This window comes from Pseudaestuariivita sp. (assembly GCF_052825805.1).
In genome coordinates this window covers 133213-154523 of record NZ_JBRBVB010000008.1, presented here as the reverse complement: position 1 = coordinate 154523, position 21311 = coordinate 133213, and the positions used below count along the sequence as shown (strand labels likewise).

The window sequence follows — 21311 nt, the reverse complement described above, 5'->3', positions numbered from 1 at the left end:
TGCGGGCGTCATGTCGAGCCAGGTGGCAAAGCCCGCAAAGCCCGCGCCTTCGGTCTGCATGTCCGCGATGGCCTGCGCCGGCACCAACTTGGCCCGCTGCCCGCCGAAGAGGTCGGTGAAGGAGATCATGAAGTATTTGACCCGTTGGCCTCGGCGAAGGCAGCAAGATCGGTGGTCATGGCTGCGTCCCTTGTCTTTTTGCGCACCCGTCCCCGGCGTGACCCGGGACCTCGCGCGTTAACGTGAAGGTCCCGGATCAAGTCCGGGACGCGAGATGCTAAATTGGAAAGCCCTGCAGGCAGGATTGAGCGGCTGTTCTATGTGATTGTGCGGAATCAAGGCGAAGCCGCCGCACATCGACGGGCCGCCCCCACGGCACGTCGATACGTCGAAATGAGTGTTTCGCTCAAAGGTCATCCGGACTTGGCTGGCATAAAGGTGCCTAGAACTCAGGTTAGATCGACGCACCGCGGCCCGTCGATGTGCGGCTATCGCGGGCGCATGGAAAAGCCTCGGGGCAACACGCCCGGGGCAGGAGGGGCTCTGAGCCCGAGGGCTCAATACCCGCTCCCAGGCTTGCCGGGGTACCAGTCGGTGCCGGCCAGCGGGATGCGCGCCATGGCGGCGGCCTCCATCGTCAGGGCGCAGAGGTCCTCGGGCTCGAGGTTGTGCAGGTGGCTCTTCCCGCAGGCGCGCGCGATCGTCTGTGCCTCCAGCGTCATCACCTTGAGGTAGTTGTTGAGCCGCCGCCCGCCCTCGATCGGATCGAAGCGCGCCATCAGCTCGGGGTCCTGCGTGGTGATCCCGGCGGGATCATTGCCCTCGTGCCAATCGTCATAGGCGCCCGCAGTGGTGCCGAGCTTTTGGTACTCGTCCTCCCAGCGCGGATCGTTGTCGCCCAAAGCGATCAGCGCCGCTGTCCCGATGGCCACCGCATCCGCCCCCAGCGCCATGCACTTGGCCACATCGGCGCCCGTGCGCACGCCGCCCGAGACCACCAGCTGCACCTCCCGGTGCATGCCGAGGTCCTGCAAAGCCCGCACCGCCTCGCGGATACAGGCGAGGATGGGTTGGCCCACATGCTCGATAAACACATTCTGCGTCGCCGCCGTGCCGCCCTGCATCCCGTCGAGGACGACCACATCGGCCCCTGCCTTCACCGCCAGCGTCGTGTCGAAGTAGGGGCGGGCGCCGCCCACCTTGATGTAGATCGGGACCCTCCAGGAGGTGATCTCGCGCAGCTCGAGGATCTTGATCTCCAGATCGTCCGGTCCCGTCCAATAGGGGTGACGGCAGGCCGAGCGCTGGTCGATCCCCTTGGGCAGGTTGCGCATCTCGGCCACGCGGTCCGAGATTTTCTGCCCCAGAAGCATGCCTCCCCCGCCAGGCTTGGCACCCTGGCCCACAACCACCTCGATCGCGTCCGCCTTGCGCAGATCGTCCGGGTTCATCCCGTAGCGCGAGGGGAGGTACTGGTAGACGAGCTTGTTCGAATGCCCGCGCTCCTCGGGGGTCATGCCGCCGTCTCCCGTCGTGGTCGACGTCCCGGCAAGGGTCGCACCGCGGCCGAGCGCTTCTTTGGCCGGACCCGACAGGGCGCCAAAGGACATGCCCGCGATGGTGATCGGGATGTCGAGCTGGATCGGATTCTTGGCGTAGCGCGTGCCGAGCGTGACGGAGGTGTCGCACTTCTCGCGATACCCCTCGAGCGGGTAGCGCGAGATCGACGCGCCAAGGAACAGCAGGTCGTCGAAATGCGGCACCTTGCGTTTGGCCCCGCCACCGCGGATGTCGTAGATGCCCGTTGCCGCTGCCCGCCGGATCTCGGCGTTGATGCTCTGGCTGAACGTGGCCGACTGGATCGGCGTGGTCCGCGGAGGGCCGTTGTGCTTGATGTCTTTCATCTGTCCGTCCCCGGATGGCCTAGTAGGCATTGTCGATGTTGAAGGTGTAGAGCTGCCGGGCCGAGCCGTAACGCTTGAAGTCCTCGGCTTTGGCATCGCACCCGCCGCGCTCCAGCAGGTCCTCGAGGAGCGCGATGTGCTCGGGACGCATTTCCTTCTCAATGCAGTCCGCACCCAGCGACTTGACCGAGCCGCGCACGAAGAGACGCGCCTCGTAGATCGAGTCTCCCAGCGCGTCGCCCGCGTCGCCGCAGACCACCAGATTGCCCGACTGCGCCATGAAGGCGCTCATGTGCCCGACGTTGCCGTGCACGATGATGTCGATCCCCTTCATCGAGATACCGCAGCGCGAGGAGGCGTTGCCCTTGATCACAAGCGTCCCGCCGTTGTCGGTCGCGCCCGCATATTGCGAGGCATCGCCCTCGATCACCACGGTGCCGGACATCATGTTCTCGGCCACCCCGGGTCCGGCAGAGCCATGCACGTGCACGTTGGCCTGCTGGTTCATGCCCGCGCAGTAATACCCGGTGGAGCCTTTGACCGCGACGTCGATCGGGGCGTCGAGCCCGCAGGCAATCGCATGGGCGCCCTTGGGGTTCACGATCTCCCAGGCGGTCTGGTTGGTGGTCACAGACTGGGCGTGCAGCGTGGCGTTCATCTCGCGCAGGGGGGTCTCCGCCATGTCGATGGTCTGCATGTCAGGCGGCCCTCTCGGTCGCAGTGGGTGCCGAGGTGTGGCTCCAGAAGTAGACCGTCGCAGGCTCCGGCTCCCACACTCGGGCGTCTTCGATGCCTGGAAGGTTCACCAGCGCCCGGTACTCCGAGCCAAAGGCGACGTACTGGTCCGTTTCCGCCATGACGGCGGGTTTGCAAGCGATGGGATCGCGCACGACGCCAAAGCCGTCCTTGGTGCCGACGACAAAGGTGAAGAAGCCGTCGAGATCGTCGAGCGCGCTCTCCAGCGCCTCGCCGAGTGTTGCGCCGTTTTGCATCTTCCACGTCAGGTAGGCGGCTGCCACTTCGCTGTCGTTTTCCGTTTCGATCCGCATGCCGGCACGGGTCAGCTTGCGCCGGAGGGAGTTGTGGTTCGAGAGGGAGCCGTTGTGCACCAGGCACTGGTCCGGCCCGGTGTTGAACGGGTGGGCGCCCATCGTCGTGACCGCCGATTCGGTTGCCATGCGGGTGTGCCCGATGCCGTTCGTGCCGGACATCGCGGCAAGGTCGAAGCGGGCTGCGACGTCCCTCGGCAGGCCGACCTCCTTGTAGATTTCGACGGTCTCGCCGACACTCATCACCCGGACGTTGCCGGGCAGGTTGGCGAGCGCGGTGCGGGCCCTCTCGATCTGGCCGGGCGGGACCTCGAGCACGGCGTGGGTGTCCTTGACGGTCATCGCGATGTTTGTGCCGAGGGTTTGGGACAGTGCGTCTGCAAGGCCGCAGAAGGCTGTGTCCGGGGTGCCTGATTGCACGGTGAGTTTGGACGCCGTGCCGCCGCCGGCACCGTAGACCGCGATGCCGGCGCTGTCCGGGCCACGGTCGGTCATGGTGATCAGCATATCCGTCAACATCGCGCCAAGCCGGGGCTCGAGCGATGTATCCTTGAGAAAAAAGTGCCATGATGCCGCACATGCGCGCGCACTCCTTGCCTCATGTTCCGCGCGAGATGATAGCAGGTCGCTGCGCCTGTGACAGCCGTCAGGAATAAAATTTTCATCTTAGGCAAATTACGGCGCCAGGATTGCCGTGAAATCGGTCAGGCTTGGCCTGTCGGGGCGTGAAGGACCATGGGAAGGATCAACCCCCAGGGCGTCTCCTGCGGTGGGCCTTCGGGGGCGAAGCCGGCCTTGCGGTAGGCGGCGATGGCGCGGGCGTTGTCCGGGTGCGGGTCTGTAGCGACGGCCGGGGCGCCACCTGCGACAAGTGCCGCGACGCGCTGGGCGACAAAGGCGGGTCCGTGTCCCTGTCCGAGCAGGGCTGCGTCGCCGATGTACTGGTCGATCCCGCGGCTTCCCTTAGGCAAATGTGCGAAGTGGTGGTCCGGCCAGCCGTGCACGGTGTAGTCCTGCATGTAGGCAAAGGGGTGGCCGCCGAGCGATACGATCCAGCGCGCCACGCGCGGGTCCTGGCGGTCCGCCTCGGTTGGGGGCGGCTCACCGTCCCACCACCGGGCCACGTGCGGCGTGGCGAGCCACGTGCGGAGCATCGGCACGTCATCCGCTGTCATGGCGCGGAACGTGTATCGGGTCACGGCGTCTGCGGGTAGGCGATGATCGACAGGTACTTCGCCGGCAACTCCACCAGCGTTTCAGGCCCGTGCGGCGCGTCCGCGTCGAAAAAGAGCCTGTCGCCGGGGCGCAGCGGGTAGACCCGGTTGCCGTGCCGGTAGTCGACCGCGCCTTCGAGCATGTAGAGCGTTTCGATCCCGCCGTGCTGGAAGGTCTCGAACGCGTCGCTCTCGGTCGTCAGCTCGATCAGGTAGGGCTCGACGATGACGCCGCTGGCGTTGCTGCCGATGTGACCCAGCAGGTTGTACTGGTGACCGGCACGGGTGCCGTCGCGCTCGGTCTCGACGCCGTCGCCCGCCTTGGTGTGGACCGCCTCGCGTCGCTCCTCGTACTGGCGAAAGAAGGCAGTGACCGGCACGGACAGCGCGTGCGACAGCGCCTGCAGCGTCGACAGGGACGGCGAGGTGTTGCCGTTTTCGATCTTGGACAGCATCCTGATCGAGAGGCCGGTCTGTTCGGACAGCTCGGCGACGGTCGTGCCTTGCGCCTTGCGGAAGGCGCGCACTTCGCGCCCGATGGCCACCTCGAGCACCTTTTCGCGGGCGGGCCGCGTCGAGTGCGGGTCTTGGGTCAAACGTGCGCGCATCGTCGGTGCGGTCCCTCGGGTTGCCTTTTTTGCATAGTGGGCGAGGTGTGCGCCGTCTACTGCCGCGTCACGGTGGCGCGCTGGGCGGGATCGCCCATCGTGAGCGTGAGGGGTTCGGGGAGCGCCGCGACGTCTGCCTTGTTGCGGACGTCTTTCCACGTCGCGCGGATCAGTGATTGGGTGACCGCGCCGGTGAGGGTCGTGCCGGGGCCGGCGATGAGGAACATATCCGGCGCGAACTCGCGCGCGGCGGCGGTGATGGCGCGGGTGAAGTCGTAGGTCTCGGTGACCTGATGGCCGAGGGTGTAATCCCAGAGGGCGGTCAGATCGCTCGAACCCGGCCACCAGACATGTCCGCGCCCGTCGATCATCGGCTGCGCAGGCTGGGTGATTCGCGTACCGTCGAGCGCCTCCTGTCCCATCTCGGCGACGTGGCGCAGGAGCGGCGTGTGGAACGCTGCATGTCCGCGCAGGCGCAGGGGAAAGCGGTCGGCGATGCGGGGGACCTCGGCCTCGAACGCAGTGAGGCCGGCTTCGGTACCGGCGATCACGAGCATCCCTCCCAGCTCGATCGAGAGCGCGAGGCTCTGCGGATCGTCCGCGTTGATGCGGTCGACGAGGTCCAGCAGCGTCTTCCGTTGGTCCGGCGCGTCCTCCCACGTTGGCGGCATGAAGGGGTAGACCAGCTGACCGCCGGTCCCGTGCTCCTGCATGAGCGTCCCCATTGTGTTCGCCACGCGGAACCCGTCCTCGACCGTGAGCGCGCCGGCGGCGGCGAGGGTGGAGTACCAGCCCATGGAATTGCCGGTGACCGCGACGATCTCGACGTCCGCGAGGGCCAGGACATCTCCAAGAGTTGCGGCGTAGATCAGGGCGGAGGCCGTGTCGCCGCGGGTGTGCAGGCTGGGCGTGAAGCGCTCCGCGCCGTCGAGGGCGCGCAAGGTCGGCTGGCCCGCCTCGGCGCGGATCGCGTCGAGCCGGTCCAAGAGCACGGTATCCGGGAAGTGTCGCGAGAGGTATCCGAGCTCGGGGGCGTTGTATGTGCCGCGCCCGGGACAGATGAGGACGGCGGTGCGGGTCATGTGCGCCCTTTCACCAGCGCGCGGGCTGCGGCGAGGATGCTTGCGCGCGAGGGCATGGTGGCGGCATAGGCCGGGCCGGTCGCGATAAAGCTGTCCTCTGCTGTGAGGCGCGCCGAGGGGGCGGGGCAGGTCTCGTGCAAATGCGCCAGCAACGCCTCGGCCACACCGCCGGAGCGGCGCGTTTCATCGACCACGAGCACGTGCTTGCATCCCTCTAGAGCGGCGTCGAGGCTGGCGAAGGGCAGGGGCGAGAGCCACCGCAGGTCGATCACGCGTGCGTTGATTCCGTCGTCCGCCAGATCGCGCTGCGCCTGCGTCGAGAGGTACACGCCGTTGCCAAAGGTCACGATCGCCAGATCGGTGCCGTCGCCGCTCACCCCCACCTCGCCCATCGGCAGGTGCCAGCTGGTCTCGGGGTAGGTGCGCATCCAGCCGCCGTCCTTCTCGTCGAAGAGGTCCCGCATGGGGTAAAGCGCGATGGGTTCGAGCATCACCACCAGCCGCTGCTCTTCACGCGCCAGCCGCACCGTCTCGCGCAAAAGGCCGACGGCGTCGCGGCCATTCGAGGGGCAGGCGAGGATCATGCCTGGGATGTCGCGCAGCACCGCGACGGAGTTGTCGTTGTGGAAGTGCCCGCCGAAGCCCTTTTGGTAGCCGAGCCCGGCCACGCGCACGACCATCGGGTTGCTGTACTGCCCGTTCGAGAAGAAGGGCAACGTCGCCGCCTCCCCCCTGAGCTGGTCTTCGGCGTTGTGCAGGTAGGCGAGAAACTGGATCTCCGGCATCGGCAGGAAGCCGGTCTGCGCCATCCCGATGCCAAGCCCCAGGATCGACTGCTCGTCGAGCAGCGTGTCGATCACACGGTCCGGGCCAAACCGGGCGTGCAGCTTTTGCGTGACGCCGTAGACGCCGCCTTTGCGGCCGACGTCCTCTCCCATCAGGGTAATCGCGTCATGCGTCAGCATCAGATCGGTAAGCGCCCAGTTGATGAGGCGCGACATGATCTGCGGCTCCTTCATCGCGGCGAGGTCGCTGCCGAACGCCGCCTGCCTGCGGTTGTCGCCTGGCGTGGGCGCTGGTTTGCAGGCGCGTCTGGGCGGGATCAGGCTGGCCATGACGTCGGAGTCCGTCTTGAGCCGCGGTCGGGTCACGGCCTCCGCTGCGATGCGGGACACGCGGGCGCGGGTGCCGGTGTAGATGGCCAAAGCGGCTTCCGGTGTCATCGCCTTGGCGTCCACCAGCTGCCGCGCCATGTGCAGGAGGGGATCGTTGGCCTCGTCCGCCTCCACCTCGTGTTTCGGCAGGTAAGACGTCGCCACATCCGCGCCTGCATGGCCGTAGAGGCGCACCGTCCGCAGGTGCAGGAACGCCGGTTTGCGCTGGGTCCGCACGTAGCGCGCGGCCTCCGCCGTGACGCGCGCGGTCTCGTGCATGTCGAGCGCGTCGGCGTAGAAGTACTTGAGACCAGGCCGCCCGGAAAAGGTGGCGGCGATCCAGCCCCTGGGGGTCTTGGTCGAGATGCCGATCCCGTTGTCCTCGCAGCAAAAGAGCAGCGGGAGCGGCACGGATTGGTAGGCCGTCCATTGTGCGGTGTTGAACGCGCCCTGCGCGGTCGAGTGGTTGGCCGAGGCGTCCCCGAAGGAGCAGAAGACCACCGCGTCTTCCGGCAGCTCTGCGTGCTCCGGCCTGCGTCTGCGGCAGGCGCCAAGGCCGTAGGCTGCACCGACCGCCTTTGGCAGGTGTGAGGCGATCGTCGAGGTCTGCGGCGGGATGTTGAGGGCCTTGGATCCCAGCACCTTGTGCCGTCCGCCGCTGATTGGGTCCTCGGAGGCGGCGGCAAAGGACAGCAGGATATCCCAGGCGGGCGTCTGTCCCGGCACCTGTCCCGCGCGCGCGATTTGAAAGGCAGCATCGCGGTAATGGAGAAAGGCGAGGTCCGTGGGGCGCAGTGCGTGCGCGACAGCCGCCATGCCCTCGTGGCCGGACGAGCCAATGGTGTAGAACCCCTGACCGGCCTTTTGCATCGCGCGGCTTTCGAGGTCGAGTGCGCGGCTGAGGCAGGCGGCGCGGAAGATGGCTGCCGCATTCTCGTTGGTCAGGTCAGGCCCGGGTCCAAGTCCTTCGGGCAAGTCACCGTCGGCTACGCGGCGCAGAAAGCTCTCGTGCACCAGCGTGGCGCGATCCATGGAATGTCTCTCTTGGCCGAACGTCCGTGGCATTAAGTAAACCGCGCGGCGAGGTCCGGTGCAAGCAGGCTTGGCGGGGTGCTTTGCGGAGAAAGTGCAGCCGCGCCGAAGCGCTGGGGGCTGTCATGGTGCCGGTGATAGGACTCGAACCTACGACCCCATCATTACGAATGACGTGCTCTACCAGCTGAGCTACACCGGCACCGTGGCGCGTCGCTTAGCAGCGTCGCGCTGTTCTGAAAAGCCCTATTTCGATGCCTCGGCGGGCGCGGGCTTGGTCTCTTCGGGGTGCTTGACGATCTCGCCGTCGACGGCCTCGACAATCTCGGCTTCGGGGACGGAAACGTCCTCTCGCTTGTCCTCGACGGCGCCGACGATCAGGGGGAGCATTTCGACGCCGGTGGGTGCGGCGATCTCCTGTTTCGGCGGTGCGCGCCAGGTGAGCGTGTCGAGGCTCTCGCAATTGGCGCAGATGGCGGTCCAGTCGGCGGAGACGGCGTTGCAGTTGTCGCAGACCCATTGCGGGCCGCGGGGTGCTGCGATGGCGCGGGCTAGCCAGCCTTTGACGACCTCGTCTGTCGCGCCCTCGCCGCGTTCGATGGCGGCCATGATGGTGAGCGCGCGGGCGTCGGCCTCCTCGGCGATGACATCCCCCATGGCGCGGCGCGCGGCGGGGAAGTTCTCGGCGGCGATGTTGAGCTCGGCGTTCAGCAGCTTGGATTCGCGATGCTCGGGCTTGAGGCGGATCAGCGGCTGGAAACGCTTGAGGCGGGCGTCGGCGGACTCGTCCGGCTCGATGGCGGCGAAAGTCGCAGCGAGGGAGGGGTGCGGCTGTGCCTCCCATGCCTTTTTCAGCACGCGGGTCGCGTATTTTGGCTTGCCTTGGGCGATGTAGCTTTCGGCGGCCATGATCGCCGCGGGGATCAGGTCCGGGGAGAGCCGGTTCGCCTCGATCGCCGCTTCCCGCGCCGCGATGTCGAGGCCCTCGCCCGCGACGTCCGCCTTGGCCGCGCTGAGTGTCAGCACTGCGTTGCGGCGCTTGTGCACGTCGCGGGGCAGCGTGCCGGATTTCAGCTTGGCATCGAGCGTTTTCTTGGCACCGTTCCAGTCCGCGGTCTTGGTCTGCAGCTTGAGCAGGACGTCCTGCGTCTCCTCGTGGCGGGGTTTGAGGGCGAACGCCTTTTCCGCCAGCTTGAGCGCGGTGTCGGTGTCGCCGGCTTCGAGCTTTTGCTTCATGATGCCGCGCACGCCGACGAATCGCGTGGTCTCGTTGGTGACGAGACGTTTGTACGCCTCTTCGGCCTTGGCGCGGTCGCCGGCCATTTCGGCGGCTTGCGCTGTGATCAGGTCGGTGAGCTCGGGCTTTTGCAGGTACTTTTCGGCGCGCGCGGCCTTGGACATCGCAAGGCGCCCTTCGCCTGAGGCGAGCGCCATAAGTCCTTCGCTAAGCGCCTGATAGCCGCGGCGTTCGCGGTTGCGGTCGAAGTAGCGGGAGATTGCGGTTTCGTCTCCGTTCAGGAACCGCACGACCGCGACGAGGAACGACAGCAGCTTGAGCAGCAGCCAGACCGCGATCAGGAGCAGGACCAGCGCGATGACGGTTTGCAGCGCGGAGAGCGGGTATTCCTGGCCCGCGACGGTCAGGGTCATCCCGTCGCCGCGCGTCATCAGCCAGCTGGCGCCAAAGGTCAGGGCGCCGACGAGCGCGATGAAGATCAGGATTTTAAGCAGCGACCAGAGCATGTGCGGTCCCTTCCGAGGTCTAGTTCAGGTCCGCCGCGAGCGCGGCAGCGGCTGTGATGGCGTCAAGGCGCGCGCGCGCGGCGGTTTCCCAAGCCTCGAGTTCGGCGCGCGAGGAGGGCGGGAGCGCCTCGATCTCGGCGAGGGCGGTTTCAAAGTCATCGACGCGCACGGCCGCCTCGACGCGCGACAGGACGGCGTCGGCGCTTGCGCCTTCGATCGGTTCGACGGAGCGGGCGCCGACCTGCGCGCGGAGGTAGCCGAGCATGCCTCCGTCCTCGCCGCTTTCGCCGGCGTCACGGGCGGCGCCAAGCGCGACGCGGGCAGCGCCGGGGAATTGCTCTTGCAGCTCAGATAGCGTGGCAACGCCATCGGTGGCGGCGGTGCCGAGCACGTCCGGGATGCTGGCGTCGCTGACGTCCGAGAGATCGGCGAGGGCGGTGTCGAAGGGCGTGCCGTTGTCGAGGGACAGCTGGACCCGTGTCAGCGCCTCGCGCGCGGCGGCGCGTTCGGCCTCGGCGGCGGCTTGCTCCTCCATCTGGGAGGCGTTCTCGGCGATGCGCGCCACTTCGGCCTTTTGCTGGGCGAGGAGGTCTTCGATGGCGCCACGCTCGTTCGCGATGGCCTCTTGCAACAGCGCGAGTTCGCGTTCGTAGGCGTCGATGGCCTGGCGGGACACGTTGTCCTCGATGGGGCGTTTTTCGAGGGCGGTCAGGCGCTCGTCGAGGGTCGTGAGACGCGTGTCGACGGCGCCGACGGCGGCTTGCGCCTGAGATGCGGAGTCCGCCGATTGGGAGGCCGCGTCGGCCAGCCCGCCCTCGACGGAGCCGGTGAGGTCCGCAAGGCCGGTGGTCAGTGTCTCGAGCCGTGTTTCGATGGGGCCGAGGTCGAGTGAGGCGGCCGCCTCCGCATTGCGTGCCACGTCGGTGAGCGACGCTTCGAGCTCGGCGATGCGGGCGTCCTGCGCTTCGACCTGCGCGGTGAGGTCCGTGTCGGTATCCGCATAGAGGTAGTACGCGGCGCCAAAGCCGATAGCGGCTGCGATCACGCCGCCGATCAGGGCCGGGACGAAACCGCCGCTGGAGTGCTGCGGCGCCGGTGTTGGAGCTGGCACGGGAGCGGGCGCTGGCTTGGTTTCGGCTTGCCTGGTGTCAGTCTGAGTGGGTTTTGCTGTGTCCGGTTTCGCGGTGTCGGAAGACTTGGTCGCGGGCGTCGTGGCCGTTGGCTTTGCGTCGGACTTGGCCGGGTCTGCTTTCGCCGTCGTTGGCTTCGGCGTGGCGGGGCCGGCTGAGGAGTCGATGACTTCGGCGTCCTCGATCTTGGTCGGCGTTTTGGGTCGGTCAGACTTTGGCGCCGATTTGGATGTCGCGGCCGCTGGTTTGGCGTCCTCGGGTTTGGCCGACTGCGCCGGTTTGGCCGACGCGTCGGCGCTTTCGGAGGGCTTGTCCGATGCCTTTACGTCGTCAGCTTTGGTCTGGTCGGTCTTCGACGAGGATTTGGACGTGCTCGGCGTGCGGGTCGATTTGCTGTTGGTCGGCTTCGCCACTGTGCGATCCCCTTGATTCTCGTCTCGCCGCAGGGGCCAGCCTTGGAAGTCTACTCGGCGCGGGAGGGCCTCTCAACCCGCTACCCCGGATAAAGTGTCAATCACGCTTGTCACCATGCTGTCACGCGTTGGCGTCGGCGCTATCGTCATGCGCGTCCATCTAGTTCCCTTGGCCGCCTCCGCCACCGCTGCGCTGAGGGCGATGCCGTGGATCGGCGCGGTCCCGGTGCACTCGCGCACAAACTGCGTCGCGGTGCGGGGGGAGAACAGGGGAATGATCACCGGTCTCTCCCCAGCGAGGGCGGTAAGGGCTGTCTCGGTCAGAGGCCGCAAATTCTGTGCGTAGACAACAGTTTCTCCGGCGGAAAGGTTCCGGGCTGAGAGGGTTTTCGCGATGTCTCCGCGGGCGTGTTCGCCGCGTACGTGCAGAACGGGTCCTTGAGGTGCATTTGTCGCGCAGAAGGCGAGCAGTGTGGCGGCATCAGGGTGCTGGGACAGGACCTCGTGACCGCGTGCGCGGGCGGCCTCAGCAGTGCGGCCTCCGACAACGTGGCAGGAAAGGCGGGGCGCGTGTGCCTGTGCGGCATAGGCGGCAACGCCGTGGCGCGAGGTGAAGATCAGCGACTGTACGCCTGATGTGTCAACGTGAGTGGACAGGTAGACACATTCGAGCAAGGGAGAGATGACCACGTCGTGGAGTGGTGCGTCGTGCCTGCCTAAGAATTGGGCAAATTCGGCGGAATCGTCCGCGCTGCGGGTCAGCAGAAGGATGGGGCGAACGGGGACGGGCATGGCCTCGGCATTGTTTGCAGGGATGCCGAGTGGTAGCCCCCGGCGCGGAGGCTTGCAACGGATGGACACCACCGGACCCCTGACGCTGCTCGGGATCGAGAGCAGTTGCGACGACACGGCGGCGGCGCTGGTGCGCGGCGTGCCGGGGCGTGCGGAGGTTCTGTCAAACGAGGTTGTGAGCCAGGCTCAGCTGCACGCGCAGTTCGGCGGGGTCGTGCCGGAGATCGCAGCGCGGGCGCATGCCGAGCGTCTGGATGGCGTGGTGCGCGATGCGCTGGAGGCTGCGGGCGAAGGTCTGAACGCGGTCGATGCCATTGCGGTGACAGCGGGTCCGGGGCTGATCGGCGGGGTCATGTCGGGGGTCATGTGTGCCAAGGGCATCAGCGCGGCGACGGGGCTGCCTCTGGTGGGGGTGAACCATCTGGCGGGCCATGCGCTGACGCCGCGTCTGACGGACGGTGTCGCGTACCCCTACCTAATGCTGCTTGTTTCGGGTGGGCATTGCCAGTTTCTGATCGCCCACGGGACGGACCGGTTCCAGCGTTTGGGTGGGACGATCGACGATGCGCCCGGGGAGGCGTTCGACAAGGTCGCGCGGCTTCTTGGGTTGGCGCAACCGGGTGGGCCGAGTGTCGAGGCCGCGGCGCGGGGCGGGACCGCGGAGCGTTTCTCGCTGCCGCGGCCTTTGAGGGATCGCGCTGATTGCAACCTTAGCTTTTCGGGGCTCAAGACGGCGGTGCTGCGCGCGCGCGACCTTTTGGTGGCCGAGCAGGGCGGGCTTTACGAGCGTGATCGGAGAGATCTGTGCGCGGCGTTTCAGGCGGCGGTGACGGATGTGTTTGTGGCCAAGACGCGCCGGGCGCTTGAGGCGTATCTGGCGCTTGACCCGGATGAGCCGGTGCTTGCCGTGGCGGGTGGTGTCGCGGCGAACATGGCCCTGCGCGCAGCGCTCGAAGAGCTTTGCGCAGCGGAGGGTGTGCGTCTTGTCGCGCCGCCGCTGCGGCTCTGCACCGACAATGCGGCGATGATCGCCTATGCGGGGCTGGAGCGGTTTGCCGCGGGACATACCGACGATCCGACGTTGCAGGCGCGCCCGCGCTGGCCGCTCGATCCAACGCCTGCGCCACTGCTTGGTGGCGGCAAGAAGGGCGCAAAGGCGTAGAGCTTGACAGGATGTCGCGGGTGGGGCGTGATCGACGCATTGCCAGCGAAGAGGACTAACTGATGCTCGTTGCCCTGACTGCCCGCGACAAACCCGGTGCGCTCGACCTGCGCCTGTCCACGCGGGAGGCGCATGTCGCCTACCTCAAGGCGGACGGCTCGCCGGTGCAGATGGCCGGGCCGCTGCTGGATGCCGAAGGGCAGATGTGCGGCTCACTGATCATCCTCAAGGTGGCCGACATGGCGGCGGCGCAGGCGTTCGCGGAGGGAGACCCTTACGCGCAGGCGGGTCTATTCGAGAGCGTGAAGCTGGATGCGTGGAACCGGGTGATCGGCTGATGGCGCACTGGCTCTTCAAGTCCGAGCCGTCGGTCTGGTCGTGGGACGACCAGGTCGCCAAGGGCGACGCAGGCGAAGAGTGGGACGGCGTGCGCAACTACCAGGCGCGCAATTTCATGCGGGAGATGAAGGAAGGCGAGCTGGGCTTTTTCTATCACTCGCAAAAGGAGAAGGCGGTGGTCGGCGTGGTGATGGTGAGCGCAGAGGCGCATCCCGACAGCACCTCGGAGGACGACCGCTGGGAGTGCGTCGACATCCGCGCCGTGGCGCCTTTCAAGGAGGCGGTGACGCTGGACGCGATCAAGGCGGAGGAGGGGCTGGCGGATATGGTGCTCGTCAAGAACTCCCGCCTGTCGGTGCAGCCGGTCACCGACGCTGAATTCCGCACCATTTGCCAGATGGGCGGCGTGACCCCGGACGATCTGGGGGACACATAAGGGAGAGGGAACCCATGGGAATTCTTGCTGTTTTGGTGGCCGGAGTGGCCGCGTTCATGTTCGGGGCCGTCTGGTACACGATCATGGGAAACACCTGGATGCAGGTGTCGGGCGTGCCGGTCAAAGATGGAAAGCCTGCCAACGCGAGCAATCCGCTACCGTTCATCACCGGCTTTGTCGGGACGGTGCTGGTGGCGGGCATGATGCGGCACATGTTCGTGCTGAGCGGCGTCGATACGGTGCTCGAAGGCGTTGTGAGCGGGTTCGGCCTGGGCCTGTTTGTCGTCGTTCCGTGGATCGCGACCTGCTACGCCTTTGCCGCGCGGCCGCTCAAGCTGGTGATGATCGACGCGGTCTATGCGACGGGCGGTTGCACGGTGGCGGGGTTGGTGCTGACGCTGTTTGCGTAGAAAAGGCTATTTGCGGCCTGACAAATAACAGATCGGCACGCGCCGTCCCGGGGGTGGCGCAATCGCGCAGCCCGTTTTGCCGGAGGCAAACCTTAGGTTTGGCGGGGGCGGGTCATGCCGGAGGCATGCCTTCGGCATGACTCGACCTGACGGTTCTGGTCAGGCGGGTGCTTTGATCTAGGCGGACTCGCATCAGGTTTAACGTCACTAAATCTTAGCGTCTGTTCCCAAACAAAAAAGGGCTTTGCCGGCGTGGCAAAGCCCGTGTCTTGCAACCCGGTCCGAGGGTCAGCCGTAGACGCTTTCCTTGCCGAAGCGTTTGGTCAGCATGTAGTACATCACGGCGCGGTACTTGGAGCGTTCGGATTTTCCGTAGGTCTCGATCGCGGCGTTGATGCCGTCCATCAGCTCGGGACCGTCGGCGAGGCCGAGCTTTTTCATCAAAAAGTTCTTCTTGATGGTCTCCAGCTCGGCAGGCTGGCTGCCAGCGACGGTCGAGGCGTCGTCGTTATAGATGGCCGGGCCGCAGCCGATGGTGACCTTGGTGAGCAGCGCCATATCAGGCTCCATGCCGCATTTGTTGCGCAGATCATCTGCATATTTGGCGATCAAGTCGTCGCGCTTCCCCATTGTGGTCCCCCTAGTCCCTATTTTTGTTGCTGTGCCACGCATTTTGCCTGACGGCGGCAGGTTGGCAAATCAGACTGCGTCATACAACGAAAAAGGGCCGCGCGCGAAGGCTGCGGCATTTTTGCGCGGCGCCTGCGGCATATTCTGTCACAAAAAAGAGGCCGGGGGTGCCGGCCTCTTTCTTGCGTATATGGTCGTCCGCTTAGATGCGGTCGGAAATCATCACGTCGTCTTCGAGGCTTTCCAGCCCGGTCTCGTTGATTTCCGGCAGCGCTTCGAGCTCTTCACGCGTTTTGCCGACCGACAGCATGTCGTCCTGCGCCACGTCGAAGTTCTCGAGCGGGATCGCGACGGTGTACTCGCCGAGACCGAGGAAGCCGCCGATGCCGATGACGGCTTCGATCACGCCAGCGTTGTCGATCACGTAGTCGATCTCACCAACAACTTCGTCTTGCGGGCCGATGACCGATTTGCCGATGATCTGACCAACGGTCATTTCCTGGATCGACATCGGTGCATCTTCGACAGGCGCAACTTCGGCCGTCGTCGATTCAGCGTAGGTCGGCATCGTCGGATTGTCCGAGTTCTCCATCTCTGCCACGTCGTTTTCGGCGGTGTCGCTATCACCCATGGGTGCCATCGGAGTGGCGTCACCTTCGGCGATCTGCGGCTCTTCGATGGAATCTTCGCGGTTGGCGGCGCGCGGAGACGGCGTGGCGTCAGCCATATCGGAGTCGTCGGTCGCCATCTCACCGGTTGCCATGTCGCCCGATGCCATGTCTGTGCTCTCGGTATCATCGGTCACGTCCATCGCTGGCGCGGCTGTGTCAGCGTCTGCCATCTCGCTCTCGTCGCCAGCGATCTCGCCGGTTTGGAGTGCGGGTGTCACGTCACCGTCGGCGATCTGCAGCGCCTCGGGATTGGCGAAGTCCTCGGCGTTTTCCATGATCGACACGAGCATCACGTCGTCCGCAACCGGCTGGATCGTCGACTCGTCGACTTCCGGCATGGCTTGCAGGGTTTCCGCAGTCTGCGTGACGATCAGGCCATCTTCACCCATCGTGAAGCCGTCGAGCGGCAGAGCGACGGTGTACTCACCGAGACCCAGGAAACCGCCCACGCCGATCACGCCGGCCGGTGCGCCGTCCTGAACGATCACGTAATCGATTTCGCCGACGTCTTCACCCTGGTCGGTCATGACATTCATGCCAACGAATTCGGCAACAGTCATGCCGGCCCACGGCGAATTTGCGCTCTCCATTTCGGAGCCGGAGTTCATCGTGTCCGCGTCTGCGATTTCGGTCACGTCCTCGGCTTGGATCGCATCCGTGGAGGTCATGTCGGCGTCGTCTTTGTCGTAGGTGCCGGCAAAGGCGGCGCCAGACACGAACACGGACAGGGCGATGGCGGAGGTCAAAGTCTTAACAGTCATTGTCATCTCCTATGATGATGCATTGACACCAAAACGCAAAAAACCCCCACGCTGGTTCCAGCGCGGGGGCCTTATTTTTAACGGGAACTTAACTGTTCGGCTGGTGTTATCGCATGTTGCCCTGCGCCAGCCTGGACGGTCAGTAGCGGTAGTGTTCGGGCTTGAACGGGCCTTCGGGTTTTACGCCAATGTACGCGGCCTGGTCGGCATCCAGCTCGGTCAGTTGCACGCCGATCCGCTTGAGGTGCAGGCGCGCGACCTTTTCGTCGAGGTGCTTGGGCAGGATGTAGACCTCGTTCTTGTAGTTGTCGCCGTTCTTCCAGAGCTCGATCTGGGCGAGCACCTGGTTGGTGAATGAGGCGGACATCACGAAGGACGGGTGACCCGTGGCGTTGCCGAGGTTCAGAAGGCGGCCTTCGGAGAGGAGGATGATCCGGTTGCCCGAGGGCATCTCGATCATGTCCACCTGTTCCTTGATGTTGGTCCACTTGTGGTTCTTGAGGGCGGCGACCTGGATTTCGTTGTCGAAGTGGCCGATGTTTCCGACGATCGCCATGTCCTTCATCTCGCGCATGTGCTCGATGCGGATCACGTCCTTGTTGCCGGTGGTGGTGATGAAGACGTCGGCCGAGTCCACCACGTCCTCGAGGCGGACCACCTCGAAGCCGTCCATGGCAGCTTGCAGCGCGCAGATCGGGTCAACTTCGGTGACTTTGACGCGGGCGCCGGCGCCTGCGAGCGAGGCCGCGGAGCCCTTGCCCACGTCGCCGTATCCCATCACAACCGCGACTTTACCAGCCATCATGGTGTCGGTCGCGCGGCGGATGCCGTCGACGAGCGATTCCTTGCAGCCGTACTTGTTGTCGAACTTGGACTTGGTGACCGAGTCGTTCACGTTGATCGCCGGGAAGGGCAGCTGGCCGTTGCGCACCAGTTCATAGAGGCGGTGCACACCGGTGGTGGTCTCTTCGGAAACGCCCTGGATCTGGTCGCGCATCTTGGTGAACCAGCCGGGTGTCTCTTCCATACGCTTGGCGATCTGCTTCTTGATCACCTCTTCCTCCTCGGAAGTCGGCACGGGAATGATGTCCTCACCCGCCTCGGCGCGTGCGCCAAGAAGGACGTAGAGCGTCGCGTCGCCGCCGTCATCGAGGATCATGTTCGGGCCGTCTTCGAACTGGAAGGACTTGTCGAGGTAGTCCCAATGCTCTTCGAGGCTTTGACCTTTGATGGCAAAGACCGGCACGCCCGCTTCGGCGATCGCTGCTGCCGCGTGGTCTTGCGTGGAGAAGATGTTGCACGACGCCCAGCGCACGTCCGCGCCGAGCTCGACCAGCGTTTCGATCAGCACGGCGGTCTGGATCGTCATATGCAGCGAGCCCACGATACGCGCGCCGGTCAGCGGCTTGCTCTCACCGTATTCCTCGCGCAGCGACATCAGGCCCGGCATCTCGGTCTCGGCAATGTCCAGTTCCTTGCGGCCGAAGGCGGCCAGGGCAATATCTTTGACGATGTAATCTTGTGACACTGTTGGGTCTCCACGGATAATTTGCGCCGCGCCTAGCAGGTCTTGCTGGCTTGCACAATGCGCGCTGCGGTAGCAGGGCCAAGTATGGTTCAAGAACAGAGAGGGATGTCATGGAACGCCCCGATTTCGAGCATTTCATCGCCGCAAACGAGTATGGCTTTTACTGTGTTCCCGAGAGTTTCCGGGGGCGCAAGGTCCCGCGCCTCTTGCGCAAGGGTGACGTCTACGAGCCCACGACGCTGCGGTTTCTGGCGCGGCATCTGGGGGATGGGGACATCGTGACCGGCGGTGCCTTTGTCGGCGACTTCTTTCCCGCGCTTGAACGGGGGCTGGCGGAGGGCGCGCAGATCCATTCGTTTGAACCGGCGCCTGAGACGCATGCTGCGGCGTCCTACACAATCGCCTTGAACCAGCTCGAACGCGTAAACCTGCACTCCGTTGCCGTCGGCGCGGAAGAGGCGACGCTGCACCTGCAACTCGCACGCCCCGGTGCGGATGAGCCGCTGGCGGCGGGCGCGCGCATCGTCTCCGATCCCGGCAAGGGGCAGACCATCGAGGTGCCGGTGACCACGCTCGACAAGTTGGTGCCTGAAGGCCGGAAGGTCTCGATCCTGCATCTGGATGTCGAGGGACACGAAGTCCCGGCGCTTTCCGGGGCGCAGCGAATCCTGACCGAACACAAACCCATTGTCGTGCTCGAGACAGGCAACCGCAAACGCCGCATCCAGTATCTCGACCTGCTCGGCCTTCTGGCACCTCAGCACAAATACGTGCACACCTCGCAGATTGAGGAAAACGGGATCTTCATCCCCACAGCCTAGAGGAGCCTCCATGCCACCGACCCAAGCCCCGCGCGCTTGGCAGCGGATGCTGTCGGGGCGGCGGCTCGACCTGCTTGATCCCACGCCGATGGATATCGAGATCGCGGACATCGCGCACGGGCTGGCTTTCGTGGCGCGCTGGAATGGCCAGACGGAGGGTAATTTCGCCTATTCCGTAGCCGAGCACTCGCTGCTGGTCGAGGCGCTCTACGCGCGGATGGTGCCCGATGCGCCGCCCAAATGGCGGCTGGCAGCCGTGCTGCACGACGCGCCCGAATACGTGATCGGTGACATGATCTCTCCGGTAAAGGCGGCCGTGGGTCCGGGCTATGGTGCGCTGGACGACCGGCTCACGGCGGCGATCCACCTGCGGTTCGGCCTGCCGGCGACGCTGCCGCAGACCGTCAAGCGCCAGATCAAGAAGGCCGACAAGGTCAGCGCCTGGATGGAGGCGACCGCGATTGCCGGGTTCACGCACGCAGAGGCCGGGCGCCTCTTTGGCAAACCGGACCCCGCTGTCATCGAAGGTCTCGCGATCACCCTGCGCCCGCCTGCGGAGGTGCGTGCCGCCTTCACCGCCCGCGTGGCGCAAATCCTGGGAGAGATGTGAATGACGCTCGAAACCCGCACCATGCGCCTGGAAGATGTCCCGTCCTGCGTCGCCATCGTGAACCACACTATCGCGCTGGGCGGATCGACCGCCTACGAAGAGCCCTACACCGAGGACGCCTTTGCCGCCGGGTACCTCAACACGGCTCCGGTGCGGAACGTCACCCTATCCGAAGGCCGGCTCGTCGGGTTTCAGGCGGCGTTCGACGCGGGTGGCGGGCTCTATTCCATCGGTACGTTTGCGGACCAGCAAAATCCGGTCAAAGGCGTGGGACGCGCGCTCTTTGCCAAGACGCTCGCCGATTGCCGCGCGCGGGGCGGGGAGGCGATCCTGGCCAAGATCACCTCTGACAACAGCGCAGGATTGGCGTTCTATTCGGCCATCGGATTTCAGGATTTCGAAGTCTGGCCGGACGATCACACCCGCCCGAACGGGGTCAAGGTCGACCGGATTGTGAAGCGCTACCCGCTCTAGAGGCCGGACTTGTAGCCTGCGACCTCGAACCCGATGCTCTCGCAGCGGATGGGCACGCGCCGCCCGTTTTGCCAAAGGCAAACCTGCGGTTTGACGGGGGCGGGGCGGGGCGGCCTGACAGTGCCTGTCAGGCGGGTGCCTTGATTTAAGCGAGTACGATCAGGTTCAAGGTCGATTGAGTCAAAGGCCCGGCGCCGCGTCCAGATAGGCGCGTACCGCGTCCTGCACGCGGCGGAACCGGTCGCCGCCCAGCTTGGTCCCGCCAAACCAGCGCGTGACGACGATCACGTGGTCCGTCACGCCCTCCCGCTCCAGCATCCGCAGGATAACCTGCCCCGCGCCCGCCTCGCCGTCGTCGCCCTTGAGCGGCACGCCGTCCGCGAAGACCACGCCCCAGGTGTTGTGCGTCGCCTTGGCGAACTTGCGGTTGCGCTTGAGCGTCTTGAGATACAGGTCCACCTCGGCGCGGCTCGTGACTTTCCCGCCCGACACCGCGTATTTCGAGCCCCGGTCCGTAAACACCGGGTTGATCTGAAACATCAGCTGCTGCGCGCCTCGGCGGCCGTGCGCCGCACGATGTCGCGACGTGCGGCATTCGGGGGGTGGGTGCCTAGGAACCTGTCGCCGGGATCGGGGATGCGAAAGAAATAGTCCGCGCCGCGCACCGGGTCATATCCGGCATCCAGCGTGATGAGCGTGCCGAGACGATCCGCCTCCAGCTCGAACTCCTTGGAATAGCTGCGCGCCCCGACCGAGGCGCCAAGCTCCTGCGCGTTGCGCACCGCCTCCGCCGAGGCGCCGCCCAGCGACGCGAGCCCGCCAAAGATCACCGCGCCTGCGGTGGCATTCTGCGCCTGCCTGGCCAGGTGTCCCTCGATATGATGCGCCGCCTCGTGCCCGAGGATAAAGGCCAGCTCGTCCGCGTTGCGCGCATCCGCGATCAGCGCGAGGTTGAACGCGATCACCGGGCGGCCCTGCCGGTTGAGTGTTTGAAACGCGTTTGGCGGCATGCCGGGCCGATCGTCCACGACGATCAGGAAATCGCAGTTGATATTGCTGGTGCGATTGCGACAGGCACGTTCGGCGATGGGCTCCATGTCTTCGACCACAGTGATGAACTGGCGCGCGGCCCGGCGCGCAACCGCTTGTTCGTCGCTGTCGCTCAGCGCTTCGGGGGGAGTCGTCGGGCGCGCGGGCCCGGTGGTTGGCGGCGCGGCACAGGCGGCGACCAAGAGCAACGCGGCGCAACTGGCGAGGTAACGGATCATGGCGGCTCCTGCGAAAACGTAGGCTCAAGGTAAATCGCGCCACCCGGCAGGACCAGTCACATTTACGCGGCGCGCGGGAC

General features: G+C 65.6%; 22 protein-coding genes, 1 tRNA gene and 2 pseudogenes. 8 read left to right on the top strand and 17 right to left on the bottom strand.

All coding sequences use genetic code 11. From position 1 onward, the window contains the following. The 11 genes and pseudogenes from ACU0B3_RS10525 to ACU0B3_RS10475 form a co-directional block, all read right to left on the bottom strand. Nucleotides 1-179, bottom strand: a pseudogene (locus ACU0B3_RS10525) (type III glutamate--ammonia ligase); the annotation flags it as partial. Between the two features lie 378 nt (nt 180-557). Beyond that, nucleotides 558-1904, bottom strand: a complete 1347-nt coding sequence (locus ACU0B3_RS10520) for an FMN-binding glutamate synthase family protein (protein WP_446260811.1) — start codon at nt 1902-1904, stop codon at nt 558-560. 19 nt (nt 1905-1923) lie between these two features. Further along, nucleotides 1924-2601, bottom strand: coding sequence for a GltB/FmdC/FwdC-like GXGXG domain-containing protein (locus ACU0B3_RS10515; RefSeq protein ID WP_446260810.1), 678 nt, complete (start codon nt 2599-2601; stop codon nt 1924-1926). A gap of 1 nt (nt 2602) precedes the next feature. After that, nucleotides 2603-3533 (bottom strand): annotated as a pseudogene (locus tag ACU0B3_RS10510) (class II glutamine amidotransferase). Nucleotides 3534-3657: 124 nt separating this feature from the next. Next, nucleotides 3658-4152, bottom strand: coding sequence for a GNAT family N-acetyltransferase (locus tag ACU0B3_RS10505; protein WP_446260809.1), 495 nt, complete (start codon nt 4150-4152; stop codon nt 3658-3660). Next, nucleotides 4149-4775 (bottom strand): helix-turn-helix domain-containing protein, encoded by a 627-nt coding sequence (locus ACU0B3_RS10500; protein ID WP_446260808.1) that lies wholly within the window; start codon nt 4773-4775, stop codon nt 4149-4151. Before ACU0B3_RS10500 ends, ACU0B3_RS10505 begins: the two co-directional genes overlap by 4 nt. A 56-nt stretch (nt 4776-4831) precedes the next feature. After that, the gene (locus ACU0B3_RS10495; RefSeq protein ID WP_446260807.1) at nt 4832-5857 is read right to left on the bottom strand and encodes an ACP S-malonyltransferase; all 1026 of its coding nucleotides are present in this window, start codon (nt 5855-5857) and stop codon (nt 4832-4834) included. Further along, on the bottom strand, nt 5854-8043 hold the full coding sequence (locus tag ACU0B3_RS10490) for a dehydrogenase E1 component subunit alpha/beta (protein WP_446260806.1): 2190 nt from the start codon (nt 8041-8043) through the stop codon (nt 5854-5856). Before ACU0B3_RS10490 ends, ACU0B3_RS10495 begins: the two co-directional genes overlap by 4 nt. A gap of 126 nt (nt 8044-8169) precedes the next feature. Continuing rightward, nucleotides 8170-8245: transfer RNA gene (locus ACU0B3_RS10485), tRNA-Thr, on the bottom strand. 44 nt (nt 8246-8289) lie between these two features. Then, nucleotides 8290-9786: a heme biosynthesis HemY N-terminal domain-containing protein gene (locus ACU0B3_RS10480; RefSeq protein WP_446260805.1), complete on the bottom strand. Its 1497-nt coding sequence runs from the start codon at nt 9784-9786 to the stop codon at nt 8290-8292. A gap of 19 nt (nt 9787-9805) precedes the next feature. Continuing rightward, the gene (locus tag ACU0B3_RS10475; protein WP_446260804.1) at nt 9806-10897 is read right to left on the bottom strand and encodes a COG4223 family protein; all 1092 of its coding nucleotides are present in this window, start codon (nt 10895-10897) and stop codon (nt 9806-9808) included. 46 nt (nt 10898-10943) lie between these two features. Here ACU0B3_RS10475 and ACU0B3_RS10470 point away from each other — a divergent pair, with 46 nt between their 5' ends. Beyond that, complete coding sequence (locus ACU0B3_RS10470) at nt 10944-11345, top strand: hypothetical protein (protein ID WP_446260803.1); 402 nt, start codon at nt 10944-10946, stop codon at nt 11343-11345. A gap of 56 nt (nt 11346-11401) precedes the next feature. On the opposite strand, the gene ACU0B3_RS10465 is transcribed toward ACU0B3_RS10470, so the two are convergent. After that, nucleotides 11402-12121, bottom strand: a complete 720-nt coding sequence (locus ACU0B3_RS10465) for a uroporphyrinogen-III synthase (protein WP_446260802.1) — start codon at nt 12119-12121, stop codon at nt 11402-11404. A 61-nt stretch (nt 12122-12182) separates the two neighbouring features. Here ACU0B3_RS10465 and tsaD point away from each other — a divergent pair, with 61 nt between their 5' ends. The 4 genes from tsaD to ACU0B3_RS10445 all read left to right on the top strand — a co-directional run bounded on the left by tsaD (nt 12183) and on the right by ACU0B3_RS10445 (nt 14468). Continuing rightward, nucleotides 12183-13283, top strand: a complete 1101-nt coding sequence (gene tsaD, locus ACU0B3_RS10460) for a tRNA (adenosine(37)-N6)-threonylcarbamoyltransferase complex transferase subunit TsaD (protein ID WP_446260801.1) — start codon at nt 12183-12185, stop codon at nt 13281-13283. A 62-nt stretch (nt 13284-13345) separates the two neighbouring features. After that, entirely contained in the window at nt 13346-13621 is a 276-nt protein-coding gene (locus ACU0B3_RS10455; protein ID WP_446260800.1) for a YciI family protein, read from the top strand. Next, entirely contained in the window at nt 13621-14058 is a 438-nt protein-coding gene (locus tag ACU0B3_RS10450; RefSeq protein ID WP_446260799.1) for an EVE domain-containing protein, read from the top strand. The genes ACU0B3_RS10455 and ACU0B3_RS10450 overlap by 1 nt, the downstream gene beginning before the upstream one ends. 14 nt (nt 14059-14072) lie before the next feature. Then, nucleotides 14073-14468, top strand: coding sequence for a DUF1761 domain-containing protein (locus ACU0B3_RS10445; RefSeq protein WP_446260798.1), 396 nt, complete (start codon nt 14073-14075; stop codon nt 14466-14468). A gap of 288 nt (nt 14469-14756) precedes the next feature. Here ACU0B3_RS10445 and ACU0B3_RS10440 read toward each other — a convergent pair whose 3' ends face one another. From ACU0B3_RS10440 to ahcY, 3 genes are all read right to left on the bottom strand, one after another. Beyond that, a complete protein-coding gene (locus tag ACU0B3_RS10440) occupies nt 14757-15098 on the bottom strand; it encodes a DUF2853 family protein (protein WP_446260797.1) in 342 nt (113 codons plus the stop codon). A 202-nt stretch (nt 15099-15300) separates the two neighbouring features. Continuing rightward, nucleotides 15301-16530 carry a PRC-barrel domain-containing protein gene (locus tag ACU0B3_RS10435; protein WP_446260796.1) on the bottom strand — a complete coding sequence of 410 codons (1230 nt, stop codon included), beginning with the start codon at nt 16528-16530 and terminating at the stop codon, nt 15301-15303. Between the two features lie 139 nt (nt 16531-16669). Then, a complete protein-coding gene (gene ahcY / locus ACU0B3_RS10430; protein ID WP_446260795.1) occupies nt 16670-18058 on the bottom strand; it encodes an adenosylhomocysteinase in 1389 nt (462 codons plus the stop codon). Nucleotides 18059-18168: 110 nt separating this feature from the next. Here ahcY and ACU0B3_RS10425 point away from each other — a divergent pair, with 110 nt between their 5' ends. From ACU0B3_RS10425 to ACU0B3_RS10415, 3 genes are read left to right on the top strand one after another with little or no spacing between them, the layout of a single operon-like run. Beyond that, on the top strand, nt 18169-18879 hold the full coding sequence (locus ACU0B3_RS10425) for an FkbM family methyltransferase (RefSeq protein WP_446260794.1): 711 nt from the start codon (nt 18169-18171) through the stop codon (nt 18877-18879). A gap of 10 nt (nt 18880-18889) precedes the next feature. Further along, nucleotides 18890-19489: a hypothetical protein gene (locus ACU0B3_RS10420; RefSeq protein WP_446260793.1), complete on the top strand. Its 600-nt coding sequence runs from the start codon at nt 18890-18892 to the stop codon at nt 19487-19489. After that, a complete protein-coding gene (locus ACU0B3_RS10415; RefSeq protein ID WP_446260792.1) occupies nt 19490-19963 on the top strand; it encodes an N-acetyltransferase family protein in 474 nt (157 codons plus the stop codon). Nucleotides 19964-20143: 180 nt separating this feature from the next. Here the strand turns inward: ACU0B3_RS10415 and ACU0B3_RS10410 are convergent, their stop codons facing one another. Together ACU0B3_RS10410 and ACU0B3_RS10405 are read right to left on the bottom strand one after the other, a co-directional pair. Continuing rightward, the gene (locus tag ACU0B3_RS10410) at nt 20144-20503 is read right to left on the bottom strand and encodes a YigZ family protein (RefSeq protein WP_446260791.1); all 360 of its coding nucleotides are present in this window, start codon (nt 20501-20503) and stop codon (nt 20144-20146) included. After that, the gene (locus ACU0B3_RS10405; RefSeq protein ID WP_446260790.1) at nt 20503-21231 is read right to left on the bottom strand and encodes a M48 family metallopeptidase; all 729 of its coding nucleotides are present in this window, start codon (nt 21229-21231) and stop codon (nt 20503-20505) included. The genes ACU0B3_RS10410 and ACU0B3_RS10405 overlap by 1 nt, the downstream gene beginning before the upstream one ends. Nucleotides 21232-21311: the final 80 nt, after the last annotated feature.

What these genes read in the sequence shown, in the direction of transcription:
- ACU0B3_RS10520 (WP_446260811.1), bottom strand. Translation starts at nt 1,904, where the DNA reads ATGAAAGACATCAAGCACAACGGCCCTCCGCGGACCACGCCGATCCAG.
- ACU0B3_RS10515 (WP_446260810.1), bottom strand. Translation starts at nt 2,601, where the DNA reads ATGCAGACCATCGACATGGCGGAGACCCCCCTGCGCGAGATGAACGCC.
- ACU0B3_RS10500 (WP_446260808.1), bottom strand. Translation starts at nt 4,775, where the DNA reads ATGCGCGCACGTTTGACCCAAGACCCGCACTCGACGCGGCCCGCCCGC.
- ACU0B3_RS10495 (WP_446260807.1), bottom strand. Translation starts at nt 5,857, where the DNA reads ATGACCCGCACCGCCGTCCTCATCTGTCCCGGGCGCGGCACATACAAC.
- ACU0B3_RS10490 (WP_446260806.1), bottom strand. Translation starts at nt 8,043, where the DNA reads ATGGATCGCGCCACGCTGGTGCACGAGAGCTTTCTGCGCCGCGTAGCC.
- ACU0B3_RS10480 (WP_446260805.1), bottom strand. Translation starts at nt 9,786, where the DNA reads ATGCTCTGGTCGCTGCTTAAAATCCTGATCTTCATCGCGCTCGTCGGC.
- ACU0B3_RS10465 (WP_446260802.1), bottom strand. Translation starts at nt 12,121, where the DNA reads ATGCCCGTCCCCGTTCGCCCCATCCTTCTGCTGACCCGCAGCGCGGAC.
- tsaD (WP_446260801.1), top strand. Translation starts at nt 12,183, where the DNA reads ATGGACACCACCGGACCCCTGACGCTGCTCGGGATCGAGAGCAGTTGC.
- ACU0B3_RS10455 (WP_446260800.1), top strand. Translation starts at nt 13,346, where the DNA reads ATGCTCGTTGCCCTGACTGCCCGCGACAAACCCGGTGCGCTCGACCTG.
- ACU0B3_RS10450 (WP_446260799.1), top strand. Translation starts at nt 13,621, where the DNA reads ATGGCGCACTGGCTCTTCAAGTCCGAGCCGTCGGTCTGGTCGTGGGAC.
- ACU0B3_RS10445 (WP_446260798.1), top strand. Translation starts at nt 14,073, where the DNA reads ATGGGAATTCTTGCTGTTTTGGTGGCCGGAGTGGCCGCGTTCATGTTC.
- ACU0B3_RS10440 (WP_446260797.1), bottom strand. Translation starts at nt 15,098, where the DNA reads ATGGGGAAGCGCGACGACTTGATCGCCAAATATGCAGATGATCTGCGC.
- ACU0B3_RS10435 (WP_446260796.1), bottom strand. Translation starts at nt 16,530, where the DNA reads ATGACTGTTAAGACTTTGACCTCCGCCATCGCCCTGTCCGTGTTCGTG.
- ACU0B3_RS10425 (WP_446260794.1), top strand. Translation starts at nt 18,169, where the DNA reads ATGGAACGCCCCGATTTCGAGCATTTCATCGCCGCAAACGAGTATGGC.
- ACU0B3_RS10420 (WP_446260793.1), top strand. Translation starts at nt 18,890, where the DNA reads ATGCCACCGACCCAAGCCCCGCGCGCTTGGCAGCGGATGCTGTCGGGG.
- ACU0B3_RS10415 (WP_446260792.1), top strand. Translation starts at nt 19,490, where the DNA reads ATGACGCTCGAAACCCGCACCATGCGCCTGGAAGATGTCCCGTCCTGC.
- ACU0B3_RS10410 (WP_446260791.1), bottom strand. Translation starts at nt 20,503, where the DNA reads ATGTTTCAGATCAACCCGGTGTTTACGGACCGGGGCTCGAAATACGCG.
- ACU0B3_RS10405 (WP_446260790.1), bottom strand. Translation starts at nt 21,231, where the DNA reads ATGATCCGTTACCTCGCCAGTTGCGCCGCGTTGCTCTTGGTCGCCGCC.